Origin of the sequence: Streptomyces sp. MUM 2J (assembly GCF_022414535.1) — a bacterium.
Taxonomy (GTDB): domain Bacteria; phylum Actinomycetota; class Actinomycetes; order Streptomycetales; family Streptomycetaceae; genus Streptomyces.
On the sequence record NZ_JADWYM010000010.1, the window covers coordinates 1 to 26,542 of the forward strand.

Annotated in this window: 27 protein-coding genes; 18 read left to right on the plus strand and 9 right to left on the minus strand. The window is 72.3% G+C overall.

Translation table 11 applies throughout. From position 1 onward, the window contains the following. A partial coding sequence (locus I3F54_RS11705; RefSeq protein ID WP_240118629.1) for a biotin/lipoyl-containing protein occupies positions 1-461 on the plus strand: 461 nt, incomplete at its 5' end. A 455-nt stretch (positions 462-916) separates the two neighbouring features. Here the strand turns inward: I3F54_RS11705 and I3F54_RS11710 are convergent. Next, positions 917-1,843 carry a DeoR/GlpR family DNA-binding transcription regulator gene (locus I3F54_RS11710; protein ID WP_275676038.1) on the minus strand — a complete coding sequence of 309 codons (927 nt, stop codon included), beginning with the start codon at positions 1,841-1,843 and terminating at the stop codon, positions 917-919. 192 nt (positions 1,844-2,035) lie between these two features. After that, positions 2,036-3,484, minus strand: coding sequence for an NAD(P)H-quinone dehydrogenase (locus I3F54_RS11715; protein ID WP_240118631.1), 1,449 nt, complete (start codon positions 3,482-3,484; stop codon positions 2,036-2,038). A gap of 85 nt (positions 3,485-3,569) precedes the next feature. Between I3F54_RS11715 and I3F54_RS11720 the strand changes: the two genes are divergently transcribed. The 3 genes from I3F54_RS11720 to I3F54_RS11730 all read left to right on the plus strand — a co-directional run bounded on the left by I3F54_RS11720 (position 3,570) and on the right by I3F54_RS11730 (position 6,695). Continuing rightward, complete coding sequence (locus tag I3F54_RS11720) at positions 3,570-4,007, plus strand: gamma-glutamylcyclotransferase (RefSeq protein WP_240118632.1); 438 nt, start codon at positions 3,570-3,572, stop codon at positions 4,005-4,007. A 183-nt stretch (positions 4,008-4,190) separates the two neighbouring features. Then, on the plus strand, positions 4,191-5,015 hold the full coding sequence (locus I3F54_RS11725; protein WP_240118633.1) for a purine-nucleoside phosphorylase: 825 nt from the start codon (positions 4,191-4,193) through the stop codon (positions 5,013-5,015). A gap of 63 nt (positions 5,016-5,078) precedes the next feature. Beyond that, positions 5,079-6,695, plus strand: a complete 1,617-nt coding sequence (locus I3F54_RS11730; protein WP_275676030.1) for a phospho-sugar mutase — start codon at positions 5,079-5,081, stop codon at positions 6,693-6,695. 228 nt (positions 6,696-6,923) lie between these two features. Here the strand turns inward: I3F54_RS11730 and I3F54_RS11735 are convergent, their stop codons facing one another. Beyond that, positions 6,924-7,619 (minus strand): PH domain-containing protein, encoded by a 696-nt coding sequence (locus I3F54_RS11735; protein ID WP_240118635.1) that lies wholly within the window; start codon positions 7,617-7,619, stop codon positions 6,924-6,926. 229 nt (positions 7,620-7,848) lie between these two features. On the opposite strand from I3F54_RS11735, the gene deoC reads away from it, so the two are divergent. The 3 genes from deoC to I3F54_RS11750 are packed head-to-tail and all read left to right on the plus strand — an operon-like array spanning position 7,849 to position 11,199. Then, positions 7,849-8,811 (plus strand): deoxyribose-phosphate aldolase, encoded by a 963-nt coding sequence (deoC, locus tag I3F54_RS11740; RefSeq protein ID WP_240118750.1) that lies wholly within the window; start codon positions 7,849-7,851, stop codon positions 8,809-8,811. 23 nt (positions 8,812-8,834) lie between these two features. Beyond that, positions 8,835-10,280 carry an aldehyde dehydrogenase family protein gene (locus I3F54_RS11745; RefSeq protein ID WP_240118751.1) on the plus strand — a complete coding sequence of 482 codons (1,446 nt, stop codon included), beginning with the start codon at positions 8,835-8,837 and terminating at the stop codon, positions 10,278-10,280. Then, positions 10,273-11,199 carry an aldehyde dehydrogenase gene (locus tag I3F54_RS11750; protein ID WP_240118636.1) on the plus strand — a complete coding sequence of 309 codons (927 nt, stop codon included), beginning with the start codon at positions 10,273-10,275 and terminating at the stop codon, positions 11,197-11,199. Before I3F54_RS11745 ends, I3F54_RS11750 begins: the two co-directional genes overlap by 8 nt. A gap of 488 nt (positions 11,200-11,687) precedes the next feature. Here I3F54_RS11750 and I3F54_RS11755 read toward each other — a convergent pair whose 3' ends face one another. Next, positions 11,688-12,299, minus strand: a complete 612-nt coding sequence (locus tag I3F54_RS11755; protein ID WP_240118637.1) for a TetR/AcrR family transcriptional regulator — start codon at positions 12,297-12,299, stop codon at positions 11,688-11,690. 196 nt (positions 12,300-12,495) lie between these two features. Here I3F54_RS11755 and I3F54_RS11760 point away from each other — a divergent pair, with 196 nt between their 5' ends. Further along, positions 12,496-13,707 (plus strand): NAD(P)/FAD-dependent oxidoreductase, encoded by a 1,212-nt coding sequence (locus I3F54_RS11760; RefSeq protein WP_240118638.1) that lies wholly within the window; start codon positions 12,496-12,498, stop codon positions 13,705-13,707. Between the two features lie 136 nt (positions 13,708-13,843). Here the strand turns inward: I3F54_RS11760 and I3F54_RS11765 are convergent, their stop codons facing one another. Beyond that, positions 13,844-14,842: a helix-turn-helix domain-containing protein gene (locus I3F54_RS11765; RefSeq protein ID WP_240118639.1), complete on the minus strand. Its 999-nt coding sequence runs from the start codon at positions 14,840-14,842 to the stop codon at positions 13,844-13,846. 175 nt (positions 14,843-15,017) lie between these two features. Between I3F54_RS11765 and I3F54_RS11770 the strand changes: the two genes are divergently transcribed. The 3 genes from I3F54_RS11770 to I3F54_RS11780 all read left to right on the plus strand — a co-directional run bounded on the left by I3F54_RS11770 (position 15,018) and on the right by I3F54_RS11780 (position 17,433). Then, positions 15,018-15,668, plus strand: coding sequence for a hypothetical protein (locus I3F54_RS11770; protein WP_240118640.1), 651 nt, complete (start codon positions 15,018-15,020; stop codon positions 15,666-15,668). 242 nt (positions 15,669-15,910) lie between these two features. After that, positions 15,911-16,567 (plus strand): hypothetical protein, encoded by a 657-nt coding sequence (locus I3F54_RS11775; RefSeq protein ID WP_240118641.1) that lies wholly within the window; start codon positions 15,911-15,913, stop codon positions 16,565-16,567. Continuing rightward, positions 16,564-17,433, plus strand: coding sequence for an SgcJ/EcaC family oxidoreductase (locus I3F54_RS11780; protein WP_240118642.1), 870 nt, complete (start codon positions 16,564-16,566; stop codon positions 17,431-17,433). Before I3F54_RS11775 ends, I3F54_RS11780 begins: the two co-directional genes overlap by 4 nt. Positions 17,434-17,624: 191 nt before the next feature. Here I3F54_RS11780 and I3F54_RS11785 read toward each other — a convergent pair whose 3' ends face one another. Continuing rightward, positions 17,625-18,041 (minus strand): hypothetical protein, encoded by a 417-nt coding sequence (locus I3F54_RS11785; protein ID WP_240118752.1) that lies wholly within the window; start codon positions 18,039-18,041, stop codon positions 17,625-17,627. Between the two features lie 70 nt (positions 18,042-18,111). Between I3F54_RS11785 and I3F54_RS11790 the strand changes: the two genes are divergently transcribed. After that, positions 18,112-18,810 (plus strand): uridine kinase, encoded by a 699-nt coding sequence (locus I3F54_RS11790; protein ID WP_240118643.1) that lies wholly within the window; start codon positions 18,112-18,114, stop codon positions 18,808-18,810. Positions 18,811-19,000: 190 nt separating this feature from the next. Here the strand turns inward: I3F54_RS11790 and I3F54_RS11795 are convergent, their stop codons facing one another. Beyond that, on the minus strand, positions 19,001-19,759 hold the full coding sequence (locus I3F54_RS11795) for a SigE family RNA polymerase sigma factor (protein ID WP_240118644.1): 759 nt from the start codon (positions 19,757-19,759) through the stop codon (positions 19,001-19,003). A 227-nt stretch (positions 19,760-19,986) separates the two neighbouring features. Here I3F54_RS11795 and afsQ1 point away from each other — a divergent pair, with 227 nt between their 5' ends. The 5 genes from afsQ1 (at position 19,987) to I3F54_RS11820 (ending at position 23,918) form a co-directional block, all read left to right on the plus strand. After that, positions 19,987-20,664 carry a two-component system response regulator AfsQ1 gene (afsQ1, locus tag I3F54_RS11800; RefSeq protein WP_205382629.1) on the plus strand — a complete coding sequence of 226 codons (678 nt, stop codon included), beginning with the start codon at positions 19,987-19,989 and terminating at the stop codon, positions 20,662-20,664. Further along, positions 20,661-22,226, plus strand: coding sequence for an ATP-binding protein (locus I3F54_RS11805; RefSeq protein WP_374205907.1), 1,566 nt, complete (start codon positions 20,661-20,663; stop codon positions 22,224-22,226). Before afsQ1 ends, I3F54_RS11805 begins: the two co-directional genes overlap by 4 nt. Further along, the gene (locus tag I3F54_RS11810; protein WP_240118645.1) at positions 22,223-22,825 is read left to right on the plus strand and encodes a hypothetical protein; all 603 of its coding nucleotides are present in this window, start codon (positions 22,223-22,225) and stop codon (positions 22,823-22,825) included. The genes I3F54_RS11805 and I3F54_RS11810 overlap by 4 nt, the downstream gene beginning before the upstream one ends. A gap of 126 nt (positions 22,826-22,951) precedes the next feature. After that, the gene (locus tag I3F54_RS11815) at positions 22,952-23,494 is read left to right on the plus strand and encodes a VanZ family protein (protein ID WP_240118646.1); all 543 of its coding nucleotides are present in this window, start codon (positions 22,952-22,954) and stop codon (positions 23,492-23,494) included. 223 nt (positions 23,495-23,717) lie between these two features. Then, a complete protein-coding gene (locus I3F54_RS11820) occupies positions 23,718-23,918 on the plus strand; it encodes a PspC domain-containing protein (RefSeq protein ID WP_240118647.1) in 201 nt (66 codons plus the stop codon). A gap of 76 nt (positions 23,919-23,994) precedes the next feature. Here I3F54_RS11820 and I3F54_RS11825 read toward each other — a convergent pair whose 3' ends face one another. Together I3F54_RS11825 and I3F54_RS11830 are read right to left on the minus strand one after the other, a co-directional pair. Continuing rightward, positions 23,995-24,354 carry an ATP-binding protein gene (locus tag I3F54_RS11825; RefSeq protein WP_240118648.1) on the minus strand — a complete coding sequence of 120 codons (360 nt, stop codon included), beginning with the start codon at positions 24,352-24,354 and terminating at the stop codon, positions 23,995-23,997. A gap of 139 nt (positions 24,355-24,493) precedes the next feature. After that, positions 24,494-25,657, minus strand: a complete 1,164-nt coding sequence (locus I3F54_RS11830) for an adenosine deaminase (RefSeq protein WP_240118649.1) — start codon at positions 25,655-25,657, stop codon at positions 24,494-24,496. Between the two features lie 113 nt (positions 25,658-25,770). Here I3F54_RS11830 and I3F54_RS11835 point away from each other — a divergent pair, with 113 nt between their 5' ends. Next, positions 25,771-26,532, plus strand: coding sequence for a S9 family peptidase (locus tag I3F54_RS11835; RefSeq protein ID WP_240118650.1), 762 nt, complete (start codon positions 25,771-25,773; stop codon positions 26,530-26,532). Positions 26,533-26,542 lie beyond the last annotated feature (10 nt).

Here is a 26,542-nt window from a genome sequence, read left to right on the forward strand (position 1 = left end):
TCACGGTCCACACCCGCTGGATCGAGACCGAGTTCGCCAACCACCTCACCCCCTTCACCACCCCCGCGGACACCGCGGAGGCGGAGGAGGACACCGGCCGTGAGACGGTCGTGGTCGAGGTCGGGGGCAAGCGTCTGGAGGTCTCCCTGCCGGCGAGCCTGGGCATGAGCCTGGCCCGCACCGGGCTGGCCGCGGGTGCCAAGCCCAAGCGGCGCGCGGCGAAGAAGTCCGGCCCCGTCGCGTCCGGCGACACGCTGGCCTCCCCCATGCAGGGCACCATCGTCAAGGTCGCCGTCGAGGAGGGCCAGGAGGTCAAGGAGGGCGACCTGGTCGTCGTCCTGGAGGCCATGAAGATGGAGCAGCCGCTCAACGCCCACAAGTCCGGCACCGTCAAGGGCCTGACCGCCGAGATCGGCGCGTCCCTCACCTCCGGCGCCGCGATCTGCGAGATCAAGGACTGACGCCGCACCGCCCGTGAGAGGCGCCCGGCGGGACCGCACACGCGATCCCGCCGGGCGCCTCTTCGTCGTCCACCCCGGCTCCACCTCCGGGGTCCTCCCGCCGCGCAGCCTTCCCCGTGCCGCCTTCCCCGCCGCGGTCCGGTGGCCGGGACGTTCCCCGCCGCGGCCGGTGTCGCCGTGCGGCAAGGCGTTCCGCCCGAAGGGGAGACGGGCGGGGTCCGGCTTCCGGGTGGCGGGAGGCGGACCGTCACCTGCGTGAGGGTCCCTGGTCCGCCTGACGGGCCGTGCCGCACCCTCCGGGCCTGCCGTCCGGGCGAGCGGACGGCGCTCGGGGCGCCGGGGAGCGGCGTTCGGGTCCGACGGGGTGTGCCGGCCGGGGAAGGACGCACGGCGGTGCGGCGGGACGGACCGGGTCGGTCCGCGGGCGCGGACCGACAGGACCGGGGCGGTGCGGGTCAGCGCCGCCTGAGGTCCGCCACGCGGGTCCGCTCGGGAACCGGCGCCTGTTCGCCGAGGACGGCCGCGGCCCGCAGGCCCGGACCCTGACCCCGGCGCGGGGCGGGAAGCGGCATGTCCCGGCGCTGCTGCCGACGCGCCGGGACGTCGTCACCCCCCTGGTTCCCGCTCGCCCCGGCCACGGCGATCTGCACCCCCTGGTCTGCGAGGGCCTGGAGTTCCGTGGCGGCGCGGTCGTCGTGGGCGGGTGGCTCGTCGGTGACGAGGCGGGTGATGACGTCCGTCGGCACCGTCTGGAACATGGTGTCCGAGCCGAGCTTGGTGTGGTCGGCGAGGACGACGACCTCGGCGGCGGCCTGTACCAGGGCACGGTCGACGGAGGCCGAGAGCATGTTGGAGGTGGACAGGCCGCGTTCGGCGGTCAGCCCACTGCCGGACAGGAAGGCACGGGAGACCCGCAGCCCCTGGAGGGACTGCTCCGCACCACTGCCGACCAGCGCGTAGTTGGAGCCCCGCAGGGTACCGCCGGTCATCACCACTTCCACACGGTTGGCGTGGGCCAGTGCCTGCGCCACGAGCAGGGAGTTGGTGACGACGGTCAGACCGGGCACCCGGGCGAGCCGGCGGGCGAGTTCCTGGGTGGTGGTACCCGCACCGACCACGATGGCCTCGCCCTCTTCGACGAAGCCCGCGGCGAGATCGGCGATGGCCGTCTTCTCGGCGGTCGCGAGATGGGATTTCTGCGGGAAGCCGGACTCTCGCGTGAACCCACCCGGCAGTACCGCACCGCCGTGCCGGCGGTCGAGGAGTCCTTCTGCCTCCAGTGCACGCACGTCCCGTCGTACGGTCACTTCGGAGGTCTGGACGACGCGGGCGAGCTCACGGAGCGACACGGCACCGTTCGCTCGCACCATTTCGAGGATCAATTGGCGACGTTCTGCAGCGAACACGAAACTGACAGTAACGCGGGCGACCGTCTGCTTTCAGCAGTATGCGCCGAATAATAGAAGTTGTTCGCACCGGGCGACGGGAAGTGGTATAGGCACCCGTTCCCGCCACCCGTGCCGTCCCCCATGGCCCACAACCCCCCTTGACCAGCGGGGAGTTGGCGTTCCATGTCAGCCCTCGCCGGTCGCCTTGCGCGTGTGCAGCTGCCGGGCCACCTCGGCGATCGACCCCGAAAGGGAGGGGTAGACGGTGAACGCGTTCGCGATCTGTTCGACCGTCAGATTGTTGTCGACCGCGATCGAGATGGGGTGGATCAGTTCCGAGGCACGCGGCGCGACCACCACACCGCCGACGACGATCCCGGTGCCCGGACGGCAGAAGATCTTGACGAAGCCGTCGCGGATGCCCTGCATCTTGGCGCGCGGGTTGCGCAGCAGCGGCAGCTTCACCGCACGGGCGTCGATCTTGCCCGCGTCCACGTCGGCCTGCGTGTAGCCGACGGTGGCGATCTCGGGGTCGGTGAAGACGTTGGAGGAGACCGTCTTGAGGTTGAGGGGGGCCACCGCGTCGCCGAGGAAGTGGTACACGGCGATGCGCCCCTGCATGGCGGCGACGGAGGCGAGCGCGAAGACACCGGTCACGTCGCCGGCGGCGTACACACCGGGCGCGGTCGTGCGCGAGACCTTGTCGGTCCAGATGTGACCCGACTCGCGCAGCTTGACGCCGGCGTCCTCCAGACCGAGCCCCGCGCTGTTCGGGATGGCGCCGACCGCCATGAGGCAGTGGCTGCCGGAGATGACGCGGCCGTCGGCCAGGGTGACCTCGACCCGGTCGCCGACCCGCTTGGCGGCGGCGGCGCGGGAGCGGGCCATCACGTTCATGCCGCGGCGGCGGAAGACGTCCTCCAGGACGGCGGCGGCGTCCGGGTCCTCGCCCGGCAGCACGCGGTCGCGCGAGGAGACGAGGGTGACCCGCGACCCGAGCGCCTGGTAGGCGCCGGCGAACTCGGCACCGGTGACACCGGACCCGACGACGATGAGTTCCCCGGGCAGCTCGGTCAGGTCGTAGACCTGGGTCCAGTTGAGGATGCGCTCGCCGTCCGGCTGGGCGTCGGGCAGCTCACGCGGGTGACCGCCGGTGGCGATCAGCACCGCGTCGGCGACCAGGGTCTCCTCGCCGCCGTCCGCGGCGGTCACCACGACCTTGCGGGAGCCGTCGAGGGACTGCATGCCCTCCAGCCGTCCCCGGCCGCGCATGACGCGGGCACCCGCGCGTGTGACGGAGGCGGTGATGTCGTGCGACTGGGCGAGCGCGAGCCGCTTCACGCGCCGGTTGACCTTGCCGAGGTCGACGCCGACCACCCGGGCCTCCTGCTCCAGGGGCGGGGTGTCGTCGGCGACGATGATGCCCAGCTCTTCGTACGACGAGTCGAAGGTGGTCATCACCTCGGCCGTAGCGATAAGGGTCTTCGACGGCACGCAGTCGGTCAGTACCGACGCTCCGCCCAGACCGTCGGAGTCGACGACGGTCACCTCCGCGCCGAGCTGCGCGGCGACCAGCGCCGCTTCATATCCGCCGGGTCCGCCACCGATGATCACGATCCGAGTCACGTACTCCATTGTCCCGCACCCCGCAACGTGCTACAGCCTCGGGGGCCGCCTGTTGCCCGAGTGACGCGCGGTCCGCTGCCGTACCCTTCCGTCCATGTCGCTCTACGCCGCGTACGCCGGCAACCTCGACGCGCGGCTGATGTCCCGCCGCGCCCCCCATTCGCCGCTGCGCGCCACCGGCTGGCTGAACGGCTGGCGGCTCACCTTCGGCGGCGAGCACCTGGGCTGGGAGGGCGCGCTGGCCACCCTCGTGGAGGACCCCACCTCGCAGGTCTTCGTGGCGCTGTACGACATCGCCCCGATGGACGAGGAGGCGCTCGACCGCTGGGAGGGTGTCGGCCTGCACATCTACCGCCGGATGCGGCTGCGGGTGCACACCCTGGACGGCGAGGAGGGTGCCTGGGTCTACGTCCTCGACGCGTACGAGGGCGGGCTGCCCTCGGCCCGGTACCTCGGGGAGATCGCCGATGCGGCGGAGTCGGCGGGTGCACCCCACGACTACGTGATGGAGCTGCGTAAACGTCCCTGCTGAGCGGGCCGGGAGAAGGCCGGGCCAGGGTCCCCGCCGGGCCACCGGCAGCGGGATCCGGCCGCCGGGCGGCACGCCCGCCCCGCCCCTTTCCGCGGATTTCGTCGGAAACGACAAGACAACGATCCCATTCCCGTGAGCTCTGTCATCTACGCGCGTAGGCCGGGAGCGGCTACCCTCGTCGACGTGAACGCATCTCTTCTTCCGGACGACATCCAGGGCGACCCCTACGCCGCCGCCGACGCCGCCGCCGCGCGCCTGCGCGCGCTGACGGGCGCCGAGACCCACGACGTCGCCCTCGTGATGGGCTCCGGCTGGGCGCCGGCCGTCGACGCCCTGGGCACCACCGAGGCCGAGTTCCCGGTCACGGAGCTGCCCGGTTTCCCGCCGCCCGCCGTGGAGGGCCACGGCGGCAAGGTCCGCTCCTACCGCATCGGCGACCGGCGCGCGCTGGTCTTCCTGGGCCGTACCCACTACTACGAGGGCCGCGGCGTCGCCTCCGTCGCACACGGTGTGCGCACCGCGGTGGCCGCGGGCTGCAAGACCATCGTGCTCACCAACGGCTGCGGCGGCCTGCGCGAGGGCATGCGCCCGGGCCAGCCGGTCCTGATCAGCGACCACATCAACCTCACGGCGACCTCGCCGATCGTCGGCGCGAACTTCGTCGACCTCACCGACCTGTACTCGCCGCGCCTGCGCGCCCTGTGCAAGGAGGTCGACCCCTCGCTGGAGGAGGGCGTCTACGCCCAGTTCCCCGGCCCGCACTACGAGACCCCGGCCGAGATCCGCATGGCCCGCGTCATCGGCGCCGACCTCGTCGGCATGTCGACGGTGCTGGAGGCCATCGCCGCCCGCGAGGCCGGCGCCGAGGTGCTCGGCATCTCCCTGGTCACCAACCTCGCCGCGGGCATGACGGGCGAGCCCCTGAACCACGAGGAGGTCCTCCAGGCCGGCCGCGACAGCGCCGCCCGCATGGGCTCGCTGCTGGCCCAGGTCCTGGAGCGGCTGTAGAACCGGCGGTCCGTCCGCCCACCGACGACACGAGAGGTTGACCCCACCGTGCACGACGATGTCATGGCTCAGGCCAAGGCGTGGCTGGCCGAGGACCCCGACCCGGAAACCCGCGACGAACTCGCCCGGCTGATCGACGCCGGGGACGCTGCGGAGCTGGCCGCCCGCTTCTCCGGCACGCTCCAGTTCGGCACCGCAGGCCTGCGCGGTGAGCTGGGCGCCGGGCCGATGCGCATGAACCGTGCGGTCGTCATCCGGGCGGCGGCGGGTCTCGCGTCGTACCTGCGGAAGAACGGCCAGGAGGGCGGGCTGGTCGTCATCGGCTACGACGCCCGCCACAAGTCGGCCGACTTCGCCCGGGACACGGCCGCGGTGATGGTCGGCGCCGGGTTGCGCGCCGCCGTCCTGCCGCGCCCCCTGCCCACCCCGGTCCTGGCCTTCGCCATACGGCACCTGGGTGCGGTGGCCGGCGTGGAGGTCACCGCCAGCCACAACCCGCCCCGCGACAACGGCTACAAGGTCTACCTGGGCGACGGCTCCCAGATCGTGCCCCCGGCGGACGCCGGGATCGCGGCCGAGATCGCCGCCGTGCCGTCCCTCGCGTCCGTGCCCCGCCCCGCGGAGGGCTGGGAGACCCTGGACGACGGGGTCCTGGACGCCTACCTGGCCCGCACGGACGCCGTGCTCGCCGACGGGTCCCCCCGCGGCGCCCGCACGGTGTACACGGCCATGCACGGCGTCGGCAAGGACGTCCTGCTGGCTGCGTTCGCGCGCGCCGGCTTCCCGGAGCCGGTGCTCGTCGCCGAGCAGGCCGAGCCCGACCCGGAGTTCCCGACGGTCGCCTTCCCCAACCCGGAGGAGCCGGGTGCGATGGACCTGGCGTTCGCGCAGGCCCGCGCGAACGACCCGGATCTGGTGATCGCCAACGACCCGGACGCCGACCGCTGCGCCGCGGCCGTCCGCGACGGCGGCGCCTGGCGCATGCTGCGCGGCGACGAGGTCGGCGCGCTGCTCGCCGCGCACCTGGTCCGCCGGGGCGCGACCGGCACGTTCGCCGAGTCGATCGTCTCCTCCTCCCTCCTGGGCCGGATCGCCGGGAAGGCGGGCCTGCCGTACGAGGAGACCCTCACGGGCTTCAAGTGGATCGCCCGTGTCGACGGGCTGCGCTACGGCTACGAGGAGGCCCTCGGCTACTGCGTCGACCCCGAGGGCGTGCGCGACAAGGACGGCATCACGGCGGCGCTGCTGATCACCGAGCTGGCGTCGCAGCTCAAGGAGGAGGGCCGCACCCTCCTGGACCTGCTGGACGACCTCGCCGTCGAGCACGGCCTGCACGCCACCGACCAGCTCTCGGTGCGGGTGGAGGACCTGTCGGTCATCGCCGACGCCATGCGCCGCCTGCGCGAGCAGCCACCGGCGCAGTTGGCCGGCCTGCCGGTCCGGCGTGCGGAGGACCTCAGCCGGGGCACGGAGAAGCTGCCGCCGACCGACGGGCTGCGGTACACCCTCGACGGCGCCCGGGTCATCGTCCGCCCGAGCGGCACCGAGCCGAAGCTCAAGTGCTACCTGGAGGTCGTCGTCCCGGTCGCGGACCACGCCGGCCTGCCCGAGGCCCGGTCCCGAGCGGCGCGGACCCTGGCCCTGATCAAGAGCGACCTGTCGACCGCGGCCGGCCTCTGATCCCCGACACCGCGGCCGGCGGGGTGCCCCAGCCCGGGGCACCCCGCCGGCCGTTTCGCGTCGGCGTCCCGCACCCCGGCGCCCGCGCCGGCCGGTGGGCGCCGGGTGCGGCGTACGCCCCATGCCGGGACGGCTGCCGCCCGGGACACAGGGGCCGCCTCTGCGCGGGCCTCGCCCCTCGCGCCCGATCGCACGGCGGCGCCGCTCCCCTTTGGGCGGGGGCACGGGTCACCCCACGGCCAGCACGATCACCAGCAGCAACACGCCCACGGCGACCGGGGCGATGACCTCGTACGCCCAGCGGACGGTCACCTCGCCCTGGGACGTCGCCGCTTTCGCCCGCGCCTCGTGCAGTTCCTTCAGCTCGTCCATGATCCGGTCACCCTCGGCGCGCACGGGCCCCTCCGCCTCCGGCTCGGGGCCGCCGGGCACGGAGACCTGGGTGGGGCCGAACAGGCCACCGCCGCGGCGCTTGCCCCCGCGGTGCCGGTCGGCCTCGACCCGTGCCTGCCGGCGCGCCGCCTGCTTGCGGGCCCGGAGGGACACGGGCACGGCCCACAGCTGGTACGTGGTCCCGGAGGCGCTGACGACCTCGTTGGTGAAGCCGGAGCGGAGCATCTCCACCTGCCCCCAGGGCAGCGCGACGACGCGCAGCGGATTGCGGACGCGCAGCCGGTGGTCGTTGGCGAACACGGCGGGCCGCAGGGTGAAGGCGGCGGTCGCCGGCACGGCGAGGATCAGCACGGCGAGCGCCAGCCACGGGGTGTTGCCGTGCCCGACGACGATCGCGTCGATACCGAGCCAGCAGACGATGCCGAGCAGCAGGAGGCCGCCCACGATGCCCAGGGGCGACCGGTAGATCCGGTCCGGGGACGCGGGTGTCGACGGCTGCGGCGCTGGTGACGGGTGCTCCGGGGTGGTCATGGCCCCGATTGTGCACGACGGCGTTCCCGGCGCACGCGGGCGGGCGACCCCGAGAACGCGCGCGGGCGGCCGGGACCCCGTACGGGCGACCCCGCCGGCCACACCCGGCCGCCCCCGGGCGGCCCCCGCCCGAGCCCCGTTCCGCGGGCCCCCGCCCGAGCCGTCCGCGGAAGACGAGCACCCGGGGGTGTACAGCCGCTACGCGCGTAGATATGCTCGTCTGGTGACCATGCCCACCAACGCACCCACCGCAGCCCACGCTCTCTCGGACGTCGCCGCGTCCGACAGCACGCTGCGCCGCTTCCTCCACGGGCTGCCCGGCGTCGACGCGGTCGGCCTGGAGGCACGCGCCGCCTCGCTCGGCACCCGCTCCATCAAGACGACCGCGAAGGCGTACGCCATCGACCTCGCCATCTCGATGGTCGACCTGACGACGCTGGAAGGCGCGGACACCCCGGGCAAGGTCCGGGCACTCGGCGCCAAGGCGGTCCACCCCGACCCCACCGACCGCACCACGCCCAGCACGGCCGCCGTCTGCGTCTATCCGGACATGGTGGCCGTCGCCAAGGAGGCCGTCGCCGGTTCCGCCGTGAAGGTCGCCTCGGTCGCCACCGCCTTCCCCGCGGGCCGCGCCGCGCTCGACGTGAAGCTCGCGGACGTGCGGGACGCGGTCGCCGCCGGCGCCGACGAGATCGACATGGTCATCGACCGGGGCGCCTTCCTCGCGGGCCGTTACCTGAAGGTGTACGACGAGATCGTCGCCGTGCGGGAGGCCTGCGGGACCTCGGCCCGCCTGAAGGTCATCTTCGAGACGGGTGAGCTGTCGACGTACGACAACATCCGCCGCGCCTCCTGGCTGGGCATGATCGCCGGTGCGGACTTCATCAAGACGTCCACCGGCAAGGTCGCCGTGAACGCCACGCCCGCCAACACCCTGCTGATGCTGGAGGCGGTGCGGGACTTCCGCGCGCAGACCGGCGTCCAGGTCGGCGTGAAGCCCGCCGGCGGCATCCGCACCACCAAGGACGCGATCAAGTTCCTCGTCCTGGTCAACGAGACCGTCGGCGAGGACTGGCTGGACAACCACTGGTTCCGCTTCGGCGCCTCCTCGCTCCTGAACGACCTGCTGATGCAGCGTCAGAAGCTGGCCACCGGCCGCTACTCCGGCCCCGACTACGTGACGGTGGACTGATCACCATGACCACGGACAAGACCATGGACACGCGGTCTTCCGCATTCGAGTACGCCCCGGCGCCCGAGTCCCGCTCGGTCGTCGACATCGCCCCCTCCTACGGCCTCTTCATCGACGGCGAGTTCACGGACGCGGCCGACGGCAAGGTCTTCAAGACGGTCAGCCCGTCGACCGAGGAGGTCCTCTCCGAGGTCGCGCAGGCCGGCGCCGAGGACGTGGACCGGGCTGTCAGGGCCGCCCGCAAGGCGTTCGAGAAGTGGTCGGCGCTGCCGGGCTCCGAGCGCGCCAAGTACCTGTTCCGCATCGCCCGGATCATCCAGGAGCGCTCCCGCGAACTCGCCGTCCTGGAGACCCTCGACAACGGCAAGCCCATCAAGGAGACCCGCGACGCGGACCTCCCGCTGGTCGCCGCGCACTTCTTCTACTACGCGGGCTGGGCCGACAAGCTCGGTCACGCGGGATTCGGCGCCGACCCGAGGCCGCTGGGCGTCGCCGGCCAGGTCATCCCCTGGAACTTCCCGCTGCTGATGCTGGCGTGGAAGATCGCCCCGGCGCTGGCGACGGGCAACACGGTCGTCCTCAAGCCGGCCGAGACGACCCCGCTGTCCGCACTGTTCTTCGCGGACATCTGCCGCCAGGCGGGCCTGCCGAAGGGCGTCGTCAACATCCTCCCGGGCTACGGCGACGCGGGCGCCGCGGTCGTGGCGCACCCGGACGTGAACAAGGTCGCCTTCACCGGGTCCACCGGCGTCGGCAAGGAGATCGCCCGCACCGTCGCGGGCACCCGCAAGAAGCTCACCCTCGAACTGGGCGGCAAGGGCGCCAACATCGTCTTCGACGACGCCCCGATCGACCAGGCGGTGGAGGGGATCGTCAACGGCATCTTCTTCAACCAGGGCCAGGTGTGCTGCGCGGGCAGCCGCCTGCTGGTCCAGGAGTCGATCCAGGACGAGCTGCTGGTCTCCCTCAAGCGCCGGCTGTCCACGCTGCGCATGGGCGACCCGCTCGACAAGAACACCGACATCGGCGCGATCAACTCGGCCGAGCAGCTCGCGCGGATCACCGCGCTCGCCGACCAGGGCGAGGCGGAGGGCGGCGAGCGCTGGTCCCCCGCCTGCGAGCTCCCGGAGAACGGCTACTGGTTCGCCCCGACGCTGTTCACGGGTGTCACGCAGGCGCACCGGATCGCCCGCGACGAGGTCTTCGGCCCGGTCCTGTCGGTGCTCACCTTCCGGACCCCGGACGAGGCGGTCGCGAAGGCGAACAACACTCCGTACGGCCTGTCGGCGGGCATCTGGACCGAGAAGGGCTCGCGGATCCTCGCCGTCGCGAGCAAGCTGCGCGCCGGCATCGTCTGGTCCAACACGTTCAACAAGTTCGACCCGACCTCGCCGTTCGGCGGCTACAAGGAGTCGGGCTTCGGCCGCGAGGGCGGCCGACACGGCCTGGAGGCGTACCTCGATGTCTAACGACGTGTCCAACAGCGGCTCCGCCGCGCGGCGTCTTTCCGTCTTCAAGACCTACAAGCTGTACGTCGGGGGCAAGTTCCCCCGATCCGAAAGCGGCCGGGTGTACGAAGTGACCGACTCCAAGGGCAACTGGCTCGCGAACGCCCCGCTCTCCTCCCGCAAGGACGCCCGCGACGCGGTCGTGGCCGCCCGCAAGGCCTTCCCTGCCTGGTCGGGTGCGACGGCGTACAACAGGGGCCAGATCCTGTACCGGATCGCCGAGATGCTGGAGGGCCGCCGGGACCAGTTCGTACGGGAGGTCGCGGAGGCGGAGGGCCTGTCGAAGCCGAAGGCAGCGGCCGTGGTGGACGCCACCGTCGACCGCTGGGTCTGGTACGCGGGCTGGACCGACAAGATCGCCCAGGTGGTCGGCGGCGGGAACCCGGTCGCGGGTCCCTTCCTCAACCTCTCCTCCCCCGAACCGACGGGCGTGGTCGCGGTCCTGGCCCCGCAGGAGTCGTCGTTCCTGGGTCTGGTGTCGGTGGTCGCCCCGGTGATCGCGACGGGCAACACCGCGGTGGTGGTGGCGTCCGAGCGGACCCCGCTGCCCGCCCTGTCCCTGGGCGAGGTCCTGGCCACCTCCGACCTGCCCGGCGGCGTGGTGAACGTCCTCTCGGGGCGCACGGCGGAGATCGCCGCGCCCCTCGCCGCCCACCAGGACGTCAACGCGATCGACCTCGCGGGCGCCGACGAGGCGCTGGCGAAGGAACTGGAGGTCGCCGCGGCGGACAACCTCAAGCGCGTCCTGCGTCCACAGCCTGTGGACGGCTCGGCCGACTGGACGGCCGCGCCGGGCATCGACCGCATGACGGCGTTCCTGGAGACCAAGACGGTGTGGCACCCGACGGGCTCCCTGGGCGCCTCGGGCTCGTCGTACTGACACCCGGCACGAGCCGGGGACCGCGCCGCCCTCCGTCGGGGGCGGCGCGGCCGGTTCGGCCCGCGCGGTCCAGTTCGCGGGTGACCGCTCGTTCGTCCCGGCCGAGCAGCGCCTTCTCCAGGCTGCGGTCGTCCGAGCGGGAGAAGCGCTCGCCGGCACGGTCGCCTCGCCTCCTGACCCGACCGAGCACGGTGAGCGCGACGTCCCGGGCATCGGCCCTGTCCAGCCCCCGGCAGGCCGGTGTACTCGGCGTGTTCCCTCGGGCAGTCCGGTCACGGTGGTGGCCTGTGGCATCCATGCCACCTTCTCCAGGGGCGTCCGTGCGACGCTTCCCTCCCTCCACCACGTGACGCTGACGAAGACGTTCGGTCGGCCTTCGTGGTGTCCGCGTGCGCCTTCTTCGGATCGGCCCCGGTGCAGATCGGGTCCCGGCCCTCGACGTTCCGACGGGTCTGGCGGACGGGCCGAGGCGCCGAGGCGTGCGCCGGTCAGGGCGCAAGCAGGCGGCGGAGGACGTCCACCTGCGCTCGCGTGAGGTCGGTTCGCGTCGCCGCCGAGGACTCGTGCAGGTGTTGCAGGGACCAGCGGTCGAGGCATTGCAGGACATCGCCCAACAGGGCGACCTGCAAGGAACGCGGCAGGTCGTCGCGGATGGCGCCGCACTCACGGCCGACGGTCAGCGTCTGGTCCAGCCACGAACCGATCGAGCACAGCACCTCACGGATCGCCGGGCTGTGCCCGACGGGCGCGTCCGGCAGGTAGAAGAGCTTCCCGACTTCGGCGTGCCAGTCCCCTCGACCGGCGACGGTGAGCACCTCGACGAGGAGCCCGGACACCCGGTCCCAGAACTGCGGGCCGGCCAGCTCCTGCGGTGTGGGGATGTCGAGCGAGCGGGCCAACTCGTCCGTCGCCTCGCGCACCACCGCGTCGAAGAGCGCCGCCTTCGAACCCACGTAGTGGTAGAAGGAGCTCTTGCTCATTTCGCAGACCTGGATGATCGCGTTGAGCGAGGCGCGCTCGTACCCCTTGGCGGCAAACTCTCGCGCGGCGGTTTCGAGCAGACGTCGACGTCGCTCCACGGCGAGTTCACCTGCTGGCATGGGCTCAGCCTAGTCGCGCTGTACCAGCTGGTCCAATTCCGCTCCGGTTCCACTCCGATTCCGCCTCCGATTGCACTCCGGCCACGGTGGACCAGTCGGTCCAACTCCGGCACGGCCATAGTGGACCGACTGGTCCAACCCTGCTACGGTCACCCGGGTCACTGTGGACCGGCTGGTACAAGAGGCGAGGCGGCAGATGCGAACAACGACGGACGTGGCGACGCAGCTCAGGCTCGCCCGTGAGGACCCGATGCGGCTGCTGATCATCGGCGCCGGTGTCGCGGGGGTGACCGTCGCCCGGTTGCTGCGTGCCCGCGGGCTGCACCCGCTCCTGGTCGAGCGAGCGGACCCGGGTGGGGAGGACGGCTACATGCTGGGGCTGATGCCGTTCGTCGACCCCGTACTACGCGAACTCGGCGTTCACGACCGCTACCTCGAGTCCAGCGTCGGGATGCACCGCTACAGCTTGCACGGCGCGTCCGGGACCACACTGAAGGACTACTCGCTGGACGAGGCGATCGGCCGATTCGGCCACTACCGCGGCATCGAACGTGGGCGGCTGCTCGACGTGCTCGGCATCGGGACGACTCCGGTGGCCTACCGGACCGCGATCACCGCGCTCCACCAGGAGACCGACCGGGTCCACGTCACCCTGACCGAACAGGGCAGGCCGATCGACCTCGAATTCGATGCCGTGATCGCGGCCGATGGCCTCCGTTCGGCCACCCGCTCGCTCCTGCTCGATCCCGGCCGGGTGCACGCCTACGACACCGGCTGGGGCGGCTGGGTGGCTTGGACCGAAGCCGACGACGACGCCGACGCCGGCCGCTACGAGGAGGTGTGGGGCGCGGGCTCGTTCATCGGGCTCTATCCCGTGCTCGACCGCGTCGGCGTATTCGTCGGCGGACCCCACGAAGCCACCGCCGAGGGGCCGGCGGCGTTCGCCGAGCGGGTCCGGCGAACCCTCCGGACGCTCGACGGTCGCTGTGTGCGCGCCCTTCGGGCTGTTGCCGGCACACCCGACGCCTACTACTGGAACATGTCCGACGTGCGCGCCTCGTCATGGACCACCGGACGCGTGGCCCTGCTCGGCGATGCCGCGGCGGGGTTCCTGCCCACCGCAGGCGTCGGCGCAGCGATGGCGATGGAATCAGCAGCCGTCCTCGCCGGGAAACTGGGCACCAGCGGCACCGCCTCGATCCCGAGCGCGCTGAGCGCGTACGAGCGCGTGCAGCGCCCCCGCGTGGAGACCGCCCAGAACAACTCGCGCCAGCTCGCCCGCCTGATGTTCCGGCGCGGCCGGCTGATCACCACGGCGCGCGACACGGTCACGCGGTTCGTCGGTGTGAACACCGCACTCGGCCCCATCCGAACGCTGCTGGCGCAACGCAGTCCGTCCACGTCCTGACCGGCCCGACGGCCGTGCGAGCGCTCCCTTGTCGCTCGACTCCCGGCTTCGTCGGTCGCGCCGCGGATCGCTCCGGCGGGCGACGCGGAGTCGCCCTGCGGAAGGCGTCCGGGTCCCGGAGCCGGCGCAGGGGCCGTCACACGGGTTCCGTCTCCGGTCCGAAGCGCTGCCGGTAGGCCGAGGGGGTGAGTCCGGTCTCGCGGCGGAGCAGAGTGCGGAAGTTGGCCGCGGTGCCGAGTCCGCTGCGGCGGGCGACGGCGTCGATGCGGGTGTCCCCACGTTCGAGGAGCCTGCGGGCGAGCGTGATGCGTTCCGCGGTCAGCCACGCGAGGGGCGTGGTGCCCAGTTGGGTGCGGAACCGGCGGTGGAGCGTGGTGGTGCTGACGGCCGCTTCGGCGGCGAGGGCCGCGACGGTGAGAGGCGTGTCGAGGCGTTCCTGGGCCCAGGCCAGGAGGGGGGCCAGGGATTCGTCGGGGAGGTCGGGCATGGGGCGTTCGATGAACTGTTTCTGTCCGCCGTCGCGGTGGGCGGGGAAGACGAGGCGGCGGCTGATCGTGTTGGCGGTCTCCGCACCGTGGTCGCGGCGGACGATGTGCAGGCCGAGGTCGAGTGCGGCGGCGCTGCCCGCGGAGGTGAGGATGTCGCCGTCGTCGACGAAGAGGACGTCGGGTTCGACGCGGACACCGGGGTAGCCGGAGCGGAGGAGTTCCGCGCACTGCCAGTGCGTGGTCGCCCTGCGCCCGTCGAGCACACCGGCCTGGGCCAGGGCGAAGACGCCGGTGCAGAAGGAGGCCAGCCGGGCGCCTCGGGCGTGGGCGCGGCGTATGGCGTCGAGTACGGCGGGGTGACGGGGCCGGCTGACGTCGGGCCTGCTCGGGATGATCAGGGTGTCGGCGGTCTCGGCGGCTTCGAGGCCCGCCGCCTCGGTGAGGGTGAAGAAGCGGTCGCGCATGACGGTGCGGTCATGTGGTGTGCACAGCGTGAACGCATAGAGATCGCGCCCGAGTTCGGGCCGGGGAAGACCGAACAGCTCGGTGGCGCAGCCGAGTTCGAAAGGGTTGGTGTCCTCTTCCACGATGACCGCTACCCGGTGCGGGCGGAGCGCCGAGGTGACGTGAAAGGATTCTTGCGGCATGTGCATGTTCTAGCACTCACGTCCCGTGGCGGTCGTGCCCGAGGATGAGCGGTGAGCGACGCACCGTCGCCCGCTGCGGCGCCCGTGACGGACCGCTCTTCCCGGTAGCCATCTTGCCCGAGAGGGAAACACACGCATGCCATTATTTCGACGTACATCAATACTGTCGGGGATCGTGGCCGGAGTGCTGGCGCTCACCGCCTCACCCGCCTCCGCCGCCAAGCACCGCACCCTGACGCTGGACGCCGGCGATCCGCTGGCGGCGACCCTGCTGGAGGAGTGCGATCTTCTGGCCGACCCGGTGCGCCCGCAGACCCCCAGTCTGCCGGCCACGTGCCTCATGACGTACACCCCGGCGCAGTACCGGACCTCCGCCGGGCCCGAGCATCCGGTCGGTGACAGCGTCTTCAACTACGGCTCCACAACGGTCACCCACACGCTGGGCTGGTCGGACACGGTGACGAGTTCGGACAGCTTCGCGGTCAGCTCCTCGGCCAAGTCCAGCATCTGGAAGGCGGCGGAGATCGGAGTGACCGCCACGTACACGAAGACCTGGACGCGATCGAGCACCGTCTCGCAGACGGACAGTCTGCCGGTCCCGGCCTGCACCGTGGGCCGGTTCGGCAGGGCCGCGGAGATGGGTACCGCCACCGGGAGCCTGAAGCTCGACTTCACGATGCCGTTCAGGCCCACGAGGAAGAGCAAGAAGAAGTACCGCTACTTCGTCATCGAGAACAGCACCTTCACCGCACCCACCGGCCACGGCGCCCTCATCGCGCGCTCCCGCGCGATGACACCCCAGGAACGGACGTCCTGCGCTTCCTGACACCGCGGTCCGCCGGACGGGAGGCACGAGCAGCGGCGGGGGCGCCGGCATGACGAGAAGGAAGCGCGGGCCGGGCCAGCCCCGCCCCGCGTCCGTGCGCCCCGGGCGCCCCCGCCCGGCCCCGGGGGCGCCCGCACCGTACGCCGGCCGCTCGCCCGCCCGGGTCCGCGTCCGAGACCGAGACCGATGCCGCCGCCCTGGACGGCCCGGACCGTCCCAGCAACTCCACGGAGACCACCGACATGACCTCCACGACGAAGCCGCCCGGGCTCATCGGCCCACCCACCCCGTGCGGCACCCGCATCCCCTCCACCGTCCTGATCGACGAGCAGGCTCTCGGGGACTTCCTGAACGCCGCGGTCGGTGAATACCGGCTCATCACACCCGAGACCCCCCTGCCCTGCTTCGCACTCCTCCTGGGCCTCGCCGAGGCGACGACGTTCCACGTGCGGCGCGTCGCCTTCGGCCGCAACGCCCGCGCCAGCGACCCGGCAGCCCGGCAGGAGTTCGCCGACACGATCGTGCCGCGGTTCGGGCCGGCCTACGAGAACGAGCACCGCGGCTGGTGGATGGACTCCGCCGACCTGCTCACCGCGGCCCGTGAGGCGGAGGACGCGGGGCTGGACCTGCTCGGGTCCATCCACATGCACCCGGACTGGCATCGCATGGGACCTCCCTCGGCGCGTGGCCAGGTGCTGAGCGAACGCCCGACCCCGATGGACCGCCACCTCTTCGGCCGGGCGGGCTGGCCCCTCAACGTCATCTGCTACCTGGAACGCCGGGGCGACGACTTCTACCACGCGCTGGCGGCCTGGGCGCCCACCCCGCAGGACGCCTCCGGCGGCGGGTGCGCCGAACTCGACCTGCGTGTCCGCACGAGCAACCTGCTGGGGGCGTGACCGGCGTGCACAAGCCCGACGCGACGACGAACACCGACGTCGAGGAGGACATCCGGGCGATCCGCGCCCTGTGGGACGGCATGCGCCGCGGCTGGGCCGAGGGGGACGCCGGGCGATTCGCCGCGAGCTTCACGGAGGACTGCGACTTCACGACGGTAGGAGGCGACAAGCCGTCCGGCCGGGCCGGCATCGAAGCCGGACACACGGCCCTCTTCCGGGGGCGTTACGCGGGCACCACGCTCGACACCCGCGTGACGGCCGTCCGCTTCCTCCGCCCCGGCCTCGCCACGGTCGACGTGGAGTCGGCCATCAGCGCGCCCGGCGGCACGGCACCGACCCGCACCCATGCTCTGGCGGTCGTGCAGCGGACGGCGGAGCGCACATGGCTGATCAGCGCGTTCCACAACATGATCCCGGCACCTCACACCGCGCCACCGGCACCCGAGTCCCAGGAGTCCACGTTGACCGAACCCACCGCACGTCCGAAGCTGCGCCACCTCGCCATCGTGGCTCGCGCCCCCGAGGAACTCGCCGATTTCTACTCCTCGGTCTTCGGGATGGAACTCTTCCACCGCGATCCGGACGGCAGTTGCTTCCTCTCCGACGGGTATCTGACCCTGGCCCTGATCAAGCACCGGCTCGACGGCGAGACCCCGGTCGGGATGAACCACTTCGGCTTCCACGTCGAGAACACGGCGGACGTGTCCGACGCCCTGGTCGCGGCGGGCACCCCCGAGCCCGCGGAGCGCTTCACCGACCGCCCCTACGCCGAGTACCGGGCGATGGACCCGGAGGGCAACTGGTTCGACCTCTCCGCACACGGCTTCGGCGGCCCACGCCGACCCGGCGGTCCCACCGCGGACTGACCGCCGGCCGGTGATCCGGCCGGCCGACGTCCCGGGCCCGGCGGTTCACACGCCGGCCAACGGCCACGGCCCCGACGGCCCGACGACTGCCGGGGCCGCGTTCACCGGGCTTCGCCGACAGCGACGGCGCCGCCCCCGCGCAGAGCCCCGACGACGCGCGACCGCGCGGCCCGGTACGCCGGGCCGCGCGCTCAGCCGCCCAGCAGGCCCGTCGCCTGGCCCAGCAGCGGCAGGCCGCCGATCGACTGCGCCTGCGCCAATGGCCCCGTCACCGCCTGGGTCGTCACCGGCTGGAAGTCCGCGACCTGGGTGCCGACGCCGTTGTCCAGCGGGTCCACGCCCGTCCCCGCGAGCGGGTTGGGCTTGAGGCCGGCGACCGGGCCGGTGACGTACTGCACCGAACCCGTCAGCGCGGCCACGCCCGCCTGCGGGTCGATCGAGCCGAGCGAGGTGGGCCGGGTGCGCATCACGTCGACGACGGGCTCGGCGCCTGCGGCGGACGCGCTCGCCGCGCCCGCGCCGAGAGCGACCCCCGCGGTCGCGAGGGCGACCAGGGCACGCCGGCCGGTCGGGGTCGGGGAAGACTGGGAAGAGCCGTGTCGGGCCATCGCCACCGCCACCTCTGCTTTGGGTTCTGCCACGAGAAGTAATCAGGTCGACGCGAAGCGTAGTTGAGGTGTGACGCGCGCTTCAAAGCCGACCCGCGGGGTCGTTCGGCGGGCGGGCGATGCCTCACACTGGTGTCCCGTGAGTTCCCATCCGCCCGCACCCGCGCGAGTCGTGCTGCTCTGCGGCCCCTCCGGCTCCGGCAAGTCCCTCCTCGCGGCCCGCTCCGGCCTTCCGGTGCTGCGTCTCGACGACTTCTACAAGGAGGGCGACGACCCCACGCTGCCCCTGGTGGCCGGGAGCTCCGACATCGACTGGGACGACCCCGGCTCGTGGGACGCGGACGCGGCCGTCGCCGCGATCGCCGAACTGTGCCGCACCGGCCGCACCGAGGTTCCGGTGTACGACATCTCGCTCAGCGCGCGCACCGGGGTGGAGAGCGTCGGCACCGGCGGCGCCCCGCTGTTCATCGCGGAGGGCATCTTCGCCGCCGAGATCGTCGGACGCTGCCGCGAACTGGGAGTCCTCGCCGACGCGCTGTGCCTGAGCCGCGGGGCCGTCACCACCTTCCGGCGCCGCTTCCTGCGCGATCTGAAGGAAGGCCGCAAGTCGGCGCCCATGTTGCTGCGCCGCGGCTGGCGGCTGATGCGCGCCGAGCGTTCGATCGTGGCCCGGCAGACGGCCCTGGGCGCGTACGCCTGCGACCGGGACGAGGCGCTGGCCCGGCTGGCGGCGGCCGAGCGGCCCGCCGCCTCCCCCGCCGCGGCGTGACCACCGCGCGGCCGGTGGAGCGGCACGAGGGGCGGACCGGCCCGCACACGGGCGAAAGCGGGACTGGACGGACCCCCCGGCCCTCCAGCCCCGCTCCTTTTCCCCGTTCCCCCGTGGGTCCCCCGTTGCCCCCCCCCAGAGCCCCGCACTCCCCCGTCGGGACCCCGTTCCTCCTCCGTGCCCCTCGTCCTCAGGCGACGAGTTCGCCGAAGGCGTCCGACTCGTCACGGCCGAAGCTGAGGACGTCGTCCTCGCGCAGCCGGCGCAGCGACCGCCAGATGCTGGACTTCACCGTGCCGACACTGATGTCGAGGATCTCGGCGATCTCCGGGTCGGTGCGGCCCTCGTAGTAGCGCAGGACCAGCATCGTCCGCTGGAGTTCCGGCAGCCGGGCCAGCGCCTGCCACAGGACCGTGCGCAGCTCGGTGCCGCGCATCGCGTCCGTGTCACCGGCCGTCTCCGGCAGTTCCTCGGTCGGGTACTCGTTCAGCTTGCGGCGGCGCCACGCGCTGATGTGCAGGTTCGTCATGGTGCGGCGCAGGTAGCCCCCGACCGCGGCCTTGTCGGTGATCCGGTCCCAGGCCCGGTACGTCGAGAACAGCGCACTCTGGAGCAGGTCCTCGGCCTCGAAGCGGTCGCCGGTCAGGTGGTAGGCGGTGGCGTACAGGGAGGCGCGGCGCTCCTTGACGTAGGCGGTGAACTCCGCCTCCGACAGCGAGCGGCGCTCCCCCTGGTCCTCCCCGTACGCCGATCCCCCGTGCGTCTCCCCCGTGTGCGTGTCGACCACCGTCATGTAGGGCTGGGGCCCCTGCTGCGCATGCGCGGTGTGCTGACGCCCGGCGCCGCGAGCGCACCCGCGCCCACCGGACTTCTCCGGACCCCGGTGTCCGTTCACGTCGTGCAGACGCGTGACCACTGCGCTGGTGCTCGTGCTGTGCAGCGTGTTCATCTTGCGCCCCCCGTCGTGGAGTTCCGGTGTCCGGCCGTGCTGTGCTTCTTGCTTGCCGAGAAGCCTGCCGCGGCGACTTCATGGCCGTGTCCGCCGACTGTCACAGACCTGTCACAGGGGTCCGGAACCGCTCCATCCAAGATCGTGGACCCCCTTCGGACCCGGAGGACGCCGCTTCCGGGACCCGTGGGTCGAACAGCAGCCCCTCCATGGGCCAGAATGAGGCCGTGCCTTCCCTGTTGCTGATCGAGGACGACGACGCCATCCGCACGGCCCTGGAGCTCTCACTGACGCGCCAGGGACACCGGGTGGCGACCGCTGCCAGCGGTGAGGACGGTCTGAAGCTGCTGCGCGAGCAGCGGCCGGATCTGATCGTGCTGGACGTGATGCTGCCCGGCATCGACGGTTTCGAGGTGTGCCGGCGCATCCGGCGCACGGACCAGTTGCCGATCATCCTGCTGACCGCGCGCAGCGACGACATCGACGTCGTCGTCGGGCTGGAGTCCGGGGCCGACGACTACGTCGTCAAACCGGTGCAGGGGCGTGTGCTCGACGCCCGGATCCGGGCCGTGCTGCGGCGCGGCGAGCGGGAGTCGAACGACGCGGCGGCCTTCGGCAGCCTGGTCATCGACCGTGCCGCGATGACCGTGACCAAGAACGGACAGGACCTTCAGCTCACGCCGACCGAGCTGAGGCTGCTGCTGGAGCTGAGCCGGCGGCCGGGACAGGCGCTGTCGCGCCAGCAGCTGCTGCGGCTGGTGTGGGAGCACGACTACCTGGGCGACTCCCGGCTGGTGGACGCCTGCGTCCAGCGGCTGCGCGCCAAGGTGGAGGACGTGCCCTCGGCCCCGACGCTGATCCGTACCGTGCGTGGTGTCGGCTACCGCCTGGATCCGCCTCAGTGACGACACGGCAAGGGGGTGTCCGCGGCTGGGCCGCGGACCGTGGAAAGGGTCTGTCGCGGCTGCGCTTCACCAGCCTGCGGCTGCGGCTGGTCGTCGTGTTCGGCCTGGTGGCGCTGACGGCCGCGGTGTCGGCCTCCGGGATCGCCTACTGGCTCAACCGGGAGGCGGTGCTCACACGCACCCAGGACGCGGTGCTGCGCGACTTCCAGCAGGAGATGCAGAACCGTGCCGGCGCGCTGCCCGCGCACCCGTCCCAGGACGAGTTGCAGCACACCGCCGGCCAGATGGCCAACAGCAGCCAGCGGTTCAGCGTGCTGCTCGTCGCGCAGGACGCGGGCGGCAGGACGGTGTACGGCAATTCCGGCGGCCTGAACGGCTTCTCCCTCCAGGACGTGCCGGAGTCGCTGCGCACCGCGGTGAACAAGCAGCAGAAGGTCACCTCCGCCAACAAGTACCCGTACCACCTGTACTGGCAGCGGGTCGTCGACGACGGCACGCCGTACCTCGTCGCCGGGACGAAGGTGATCGGCGGCGGGCCGACCGGTTACATGCGCAAGTCGCTGGAGCCGGAGGCGAAGGACCTCAACTCGCTGGCCTGGTCCCTGGGGATCGCCACGGGGCTGGCGCTGATCGGTGCGGCGCTGCTGGCGCAGGCCGCCGCCACGACCGTGCTGAAGCCGGTGCACCGGCTCGGCATCGCCGCGCGCCGGCTCGGCGAGGGCAGGCTGGACACGCGGCTGCGGGTGTCGGGGACGGACGAACTGGCGGATCTGTCCCGGACGTTCAACAACGCCGCGGAGGCACTGGAGAAACGGGTGGCGGACATGGCCGCGCGGGACGAGTCGTCCCGGCGGTTCGTGGCGGACATGAGCCACGAGCTGCGTACGCCACTCACCGCGATCACGGCCGTGACCGAGGTGCTGGAGGAGGAGCTGGACTCGGAGAGCGGCGGCATCGACCCGATGATCGAGCCCGCGGTGCGGCTGGTGGTGAGCGAGACGCGGCGGCTGAACGACCTGGTGGAGAACCTCATGGAGGTCACCCGCTTCGACGCCGGTACCGCCCGGCTGGTGCTGGACGACGTCGATGTCGCCGACCAGATCACCGCCTGCATCGACGCGCGTGCCTGGCTGGACGCCGTCGAGCTGGACGCCGAGCGCGGCATCCACGCCCGGCTCGACCCGCGCCGGCTGGACGTCGTCCTCGCCAACCTCATCGGCAACGCGCTCAAGCACGGCGGTTCGCCGGTGCGGGTGTCGGTGCACGCGTCGCAGGACGAGGTCGTGATCGCGGTCCGCGACCACGGGCCGGGCATCCCCGAGGACGTCCTCCCGCACGTCTTCGACCGGTTCTACAAGGCCAGCGCCTCCCGCCCACGCTCCGAGGGCAGCGGCCTCGGCCTGTCGATCGCCCTGGAGAACGCGCACATCCACGGCGGCGAGATCACCGCCGCCAACTCCCCCGAGGGCGGCGCGGTGTTCACGCTGCGGCTGCCGCGGGACGCGTCGGAACTGACGCGGCGGGCCGACGAGGGGGAGACATCCGAGGGGGAAGCCAAGTGACCGTCAAACGCCTGCTCGCGCTCCCCCTGCTGGGCGTGCTGCTGGCCGGGTGCGGGATCCGCGCCACCGAGGTCCCGACCGACTTCGGGGCGGCGCCCTCACGGGTGCACTGCTCGCTCACCGGGCCGGGCGTCTCCTCCGAGGCCTCGCTCGGAGTGCCGGTGCAGGTGTTCCTGCTGTGCGGGTCCTCGCTGGTGGCCGTGGACCGGACGGTGCGCGTGCCGGACGGCGCGGCGGACTCGCGGCGGCGGGTACTGGTCGCGCAGGGCCTGCTGGACCAGCTGGCCCAGACACCGTCGGCGTCCGAGGAGGAGGCCGGGTACACCACCGACGTGCGCGGCGGGATGGCGGTGTCGGGCCCGGGCCCGAAGGACCCCGAGGACGCGCTGCGCCTGAGCACCCCTCCCGGCGAACTCACCTCCTACGCCCTCGCACAGATCGTGTGCACCTTCTCCGACTCCGCCGCGGCCGAGGGCGACGGCTCGGTCGTCCTGGGCGGTCCGGGCGGCGAACCGCCGCGCCGCTACGAGTGCACCGACGAGGTCCGCTCCCGCCCGGGCACGAAGGAACCGCCGTCCACGGAGGTCGCGGGAGACTGACCCGCCGTCCACGGAGGTCGCGGGAGACCGGCACGCCGGGGCGGCCGTACCGTGTGGCGGACACCTCATGGGCGGATCGGCCGAGAGGCCGGAACCGATCCTGCCGGGGGTCGCGTCTAGGGGGGCGTGCAGCGTCAAGGCTCCATCGGCGGCAGCGCCGCTCTCCGCATCCGGGTGACAGGAGGCGTTCTCCTCGTCGCGCACCTCTCGATCGTGGCATGGCTCACGCTGCGACCGCTGGACGTGCCCTGGGTGATGCCCCCCAACCTGCGCCCCTTCGCCGGGATCCGCGCCGATGTGGCCCTCGGCTGGGCCCAGGCGGTGCGGCGGATCGGTGCCGGGCTGGCGCTGCTCGCTCCGCTGGGGGTGCTGCTGCCGATGACGCACGGCCGGCTCGACGGCTCGCCGCTGGGCTCCCTGGCCCGTACGGTCACCGCCGGGGCCCTGCTGTCGCTGGGGATCGAGCTGCTGCAGACCGGCGTGCCCGGTCAGGTCGTCGATGTGGACTCGCTGCTGCTGAACACGGTGGGCGTCGCCCTGGCCCACCTCGCGATCGTCCCGGCGTGCCGCAGCCTGCTCCGCCGCAGGTCGGCGCGCGCCGAGCCGCGCCGGGAGGAACCGGCTCAGGGTCGGACCCCGACGATTCCCAGGGTCGGCATCGCCCCGTAGAGCGACGCTGCCCGCCTTCCGTGTGCGTACGGTGGAGACAGGTGGACGGCGGGCCCATCGGCACCGGCCACCGGCAGGCCGACCCGCCCGAGCCGTCCGGGCGGCCGCGGGAGCTGCCCGACACCGCGCGGTCCCGGCCGGCGCCCCACCGACCCGCACACGACCACACGACACCAGACACCGAAAACCGGACATCGAAGACCGGACACCGACAGGAGCCGTCATGACCACCCTCGCCCGCCCCACCCACGGCCGCATGATCGGCGGCGTGTGCGCCGCGCTGGCCCGGCGCTTCGGCACCTCCGCGACGACGATGCGGGTGATCTTCCTGTTGTCCTGTCTGCTGCCGGGTCCTCAGTTCCTGCTCTACATAGCGCTGTGGATCCTGCTGCCCTCCGAGGACAAGGCGCGCACGAGCTGGTGACCGGTCGGCGCGCACGCCGGCGGGGCGCACCCCCTCAGGACAGGGGGTGCGCCCCGCCGGCTCGTTCCGGGTTCGCTCAGCCGCCCAGCGGAAGGCCGTTCACGCCCATGCCCTGCATCGGCAGCGCGTTCCCCACCGGAAGCCCACCGAGCAGTCCGGCGACCGGAGCGGTCGGGCCGTCGGAGAGCACCTTCTGCGCGGCCGGCTGCGCGGCGGCCAGGCCCGCGTCGACCGCGGACTTGCCCTGGGTCAGCGCCTCGGTCGCACCCGGCAGCGCCTGGGCGACGTTCTCCGCCGGCAGGGTGCGGGTGACGCCGTCCAGCGCCTGTCCGGCGTCCGGGACGGCGGGAGCGGCGTTGGCGGCACCGGCGCCCGCGGCGGCGAAGGCGGCACCGAGGGCGGCGACACCGAGGGTCTTGGCAGCAGACTGCTTCATGAAATGAGTCCTCGTAATGGAATGACGGGGATACGAGCGGTCCACGACCGTAAACACGTCCAGGCTCCCACTGCAAACATCGAAATGCGGACGGATGGTGAATGTCCGTCCGCATTCAACGCCCGGACCATACCCGCCCTCAGTCGCCGGACTCCGGGAAACCACTGGTGGAGGGCGTCTGCTGGAACAGCCATTCGGATTTCAGTTCTGCGTATCCGGGCTTGACGACGTCATTGATCATCGCGAGTCGTTCATCGAAAGGAATGAACGCTGATTTCATCGCATTGACGGAGAACCACTGCATGTCGTCGAGCGTGTAACCGAAGGCCTCGACAAGATGCTCGAATTCCCGGCTCATACTGGTGTGGGACATCAGCCGGTTGTCGGTGTTCACCGTCGCGCGGAAGTGCAGCCGGCGCAGCAGCCCGATGGGGTGCTCGGCGTAGGAGGAGGCGGCGCCGGTCTGGAGGTTGGAGCTCGGGCACAACTCCAGCGGGATCCGCTTGTCGCGGACGTAGGACGCCAGCCGCCCGAGAGTGACGCCGCCGTCGTCGTGGACCTCGATGTCGTCGATGATGCGTACGCCGTGCCCGAGCCGGTCGGCGCCGCACCACTGGAGGGCCTGCCAGATGGACGGCAGGCCGAAGGCCTCGCCCGCGTGGATGGTGAAGTGGTTGTTCTCCCGCTTGAGGTACTCGAAGGCGTCCAGGTGCCGGGTGGGCGGATAGCCGGCCTCCGCGCCCGCGATGTCGAAGCCGACCACGCCGCCGTCGCGGTGACGGTTGGCGAGCTCGGCGATCTCCAGGGACCGGGCGGCGTGCCGCATCGCGGTCAGCAGGGCCCCGATGCGGATGCGGTGGCCGTTGTCCCGGGCGATCTCCTCGCCCTGCCGGAAGCCCTCGTCGACGGCCTCGACGACCTCCTCCAGGGTGAGCCCGGCGTCGAGGTGCTGCTCGGGGGCGTACCGCACCTCGGCGTAGACGACGCCGTCCTCGGCCAGGTCCTCCGCACACTCACGGGCGACGCGCCGGAGGGCCTCGCGGGTCTGCATCACGGCGACGGTGTGGGAGAAGGTCTCCAGGTACCGTTCGAGCGAGCCGGAGTCGGCGGCCTCGCGGAACCAGAGGGCGAGCTTGTCGGGGTCGGTGTCGGGGAGGTGGGCGTAGCCGCTGTCGCGGGCGAGTTCGACGATCGTGCCCGGGCGGAGCCCGCCGTCGAGATGGTCGTGCAGCAGAACCTTGGGCGCCCGGCGGATCTGGTCCGGCGTCGGAGTCGTGCCCGTCCGAATGGTCTGGCTCGTCATTTTCGCACTCTAACGCCTACGCGCGTAGACCGCGTCTTGTACACATCCGTCGATACGTAACAGTGACCCGCCGGACGGGTGGCGTACACCCGTACTTCTGACACTGTTCTGTCATGGCACAGCAAGCGACGCCGGTTCGCACGGCGCGGCTGGGGCGGGTGTTCGGTCCGGAACCGACGGCGGTGAGCGGGGTCGTGCTGCTGCTCCCCGGCGGCGAGGTGGTCTCCGGCCGCAGACCCTCCCCCCTGCTCGCGACCGCCTCCGTGAGGGCGTTGGGCCGCCGGCTGGCCCGAGCGGGGCGCACCGAGCAACTGGCGGTGCACGTCGTCCACTACCGGTACCGCGGCTGGAACGGCGGCGACGCCGGCCTGGCCGGCGACGCGAGCTGGGCGGCAGACGAGATCGTACGCCGCTACGGCGACGTCCCCGTCTGCCTCGCGGGGCTGGACATGGGCGCGCGGGCGGCGCTGCGGGCAGGCGGGCACGAGACCGTCAACTGCGTGCTGGCGATCGCCCCTTGGCTGCCGGAGGACGACGTGGCCTCGCCACCCGAACCGGTGAAGCAGCTGGTGGGCCGCCGGGTGATGCTGGTGCACGGCACGAACGACGAGCGCACCGATCCCGAGCTGTCGTTCCGGCTGGCGGTGCGGGCCAAGAAGGCCAACCGGGACGTGTGCCGGTTCGAAGTCCACTCCGACCGGCACGGCCTCCAGCAGCACCGCGACGAAGTCCTCGCTCTGGCCGAGGACTTCGTCATGGGGAGCCTGTTCGGGCAGGCGTTCTCGCGCCCCGTCGAGGACGCGTTCGCCGCACCGCCGCCGATCGGGCTGCGGATGCCGCTGGCCTCGGGGTTCGGCAGATCCCTGCGGCGGTGAACCTCCTGAG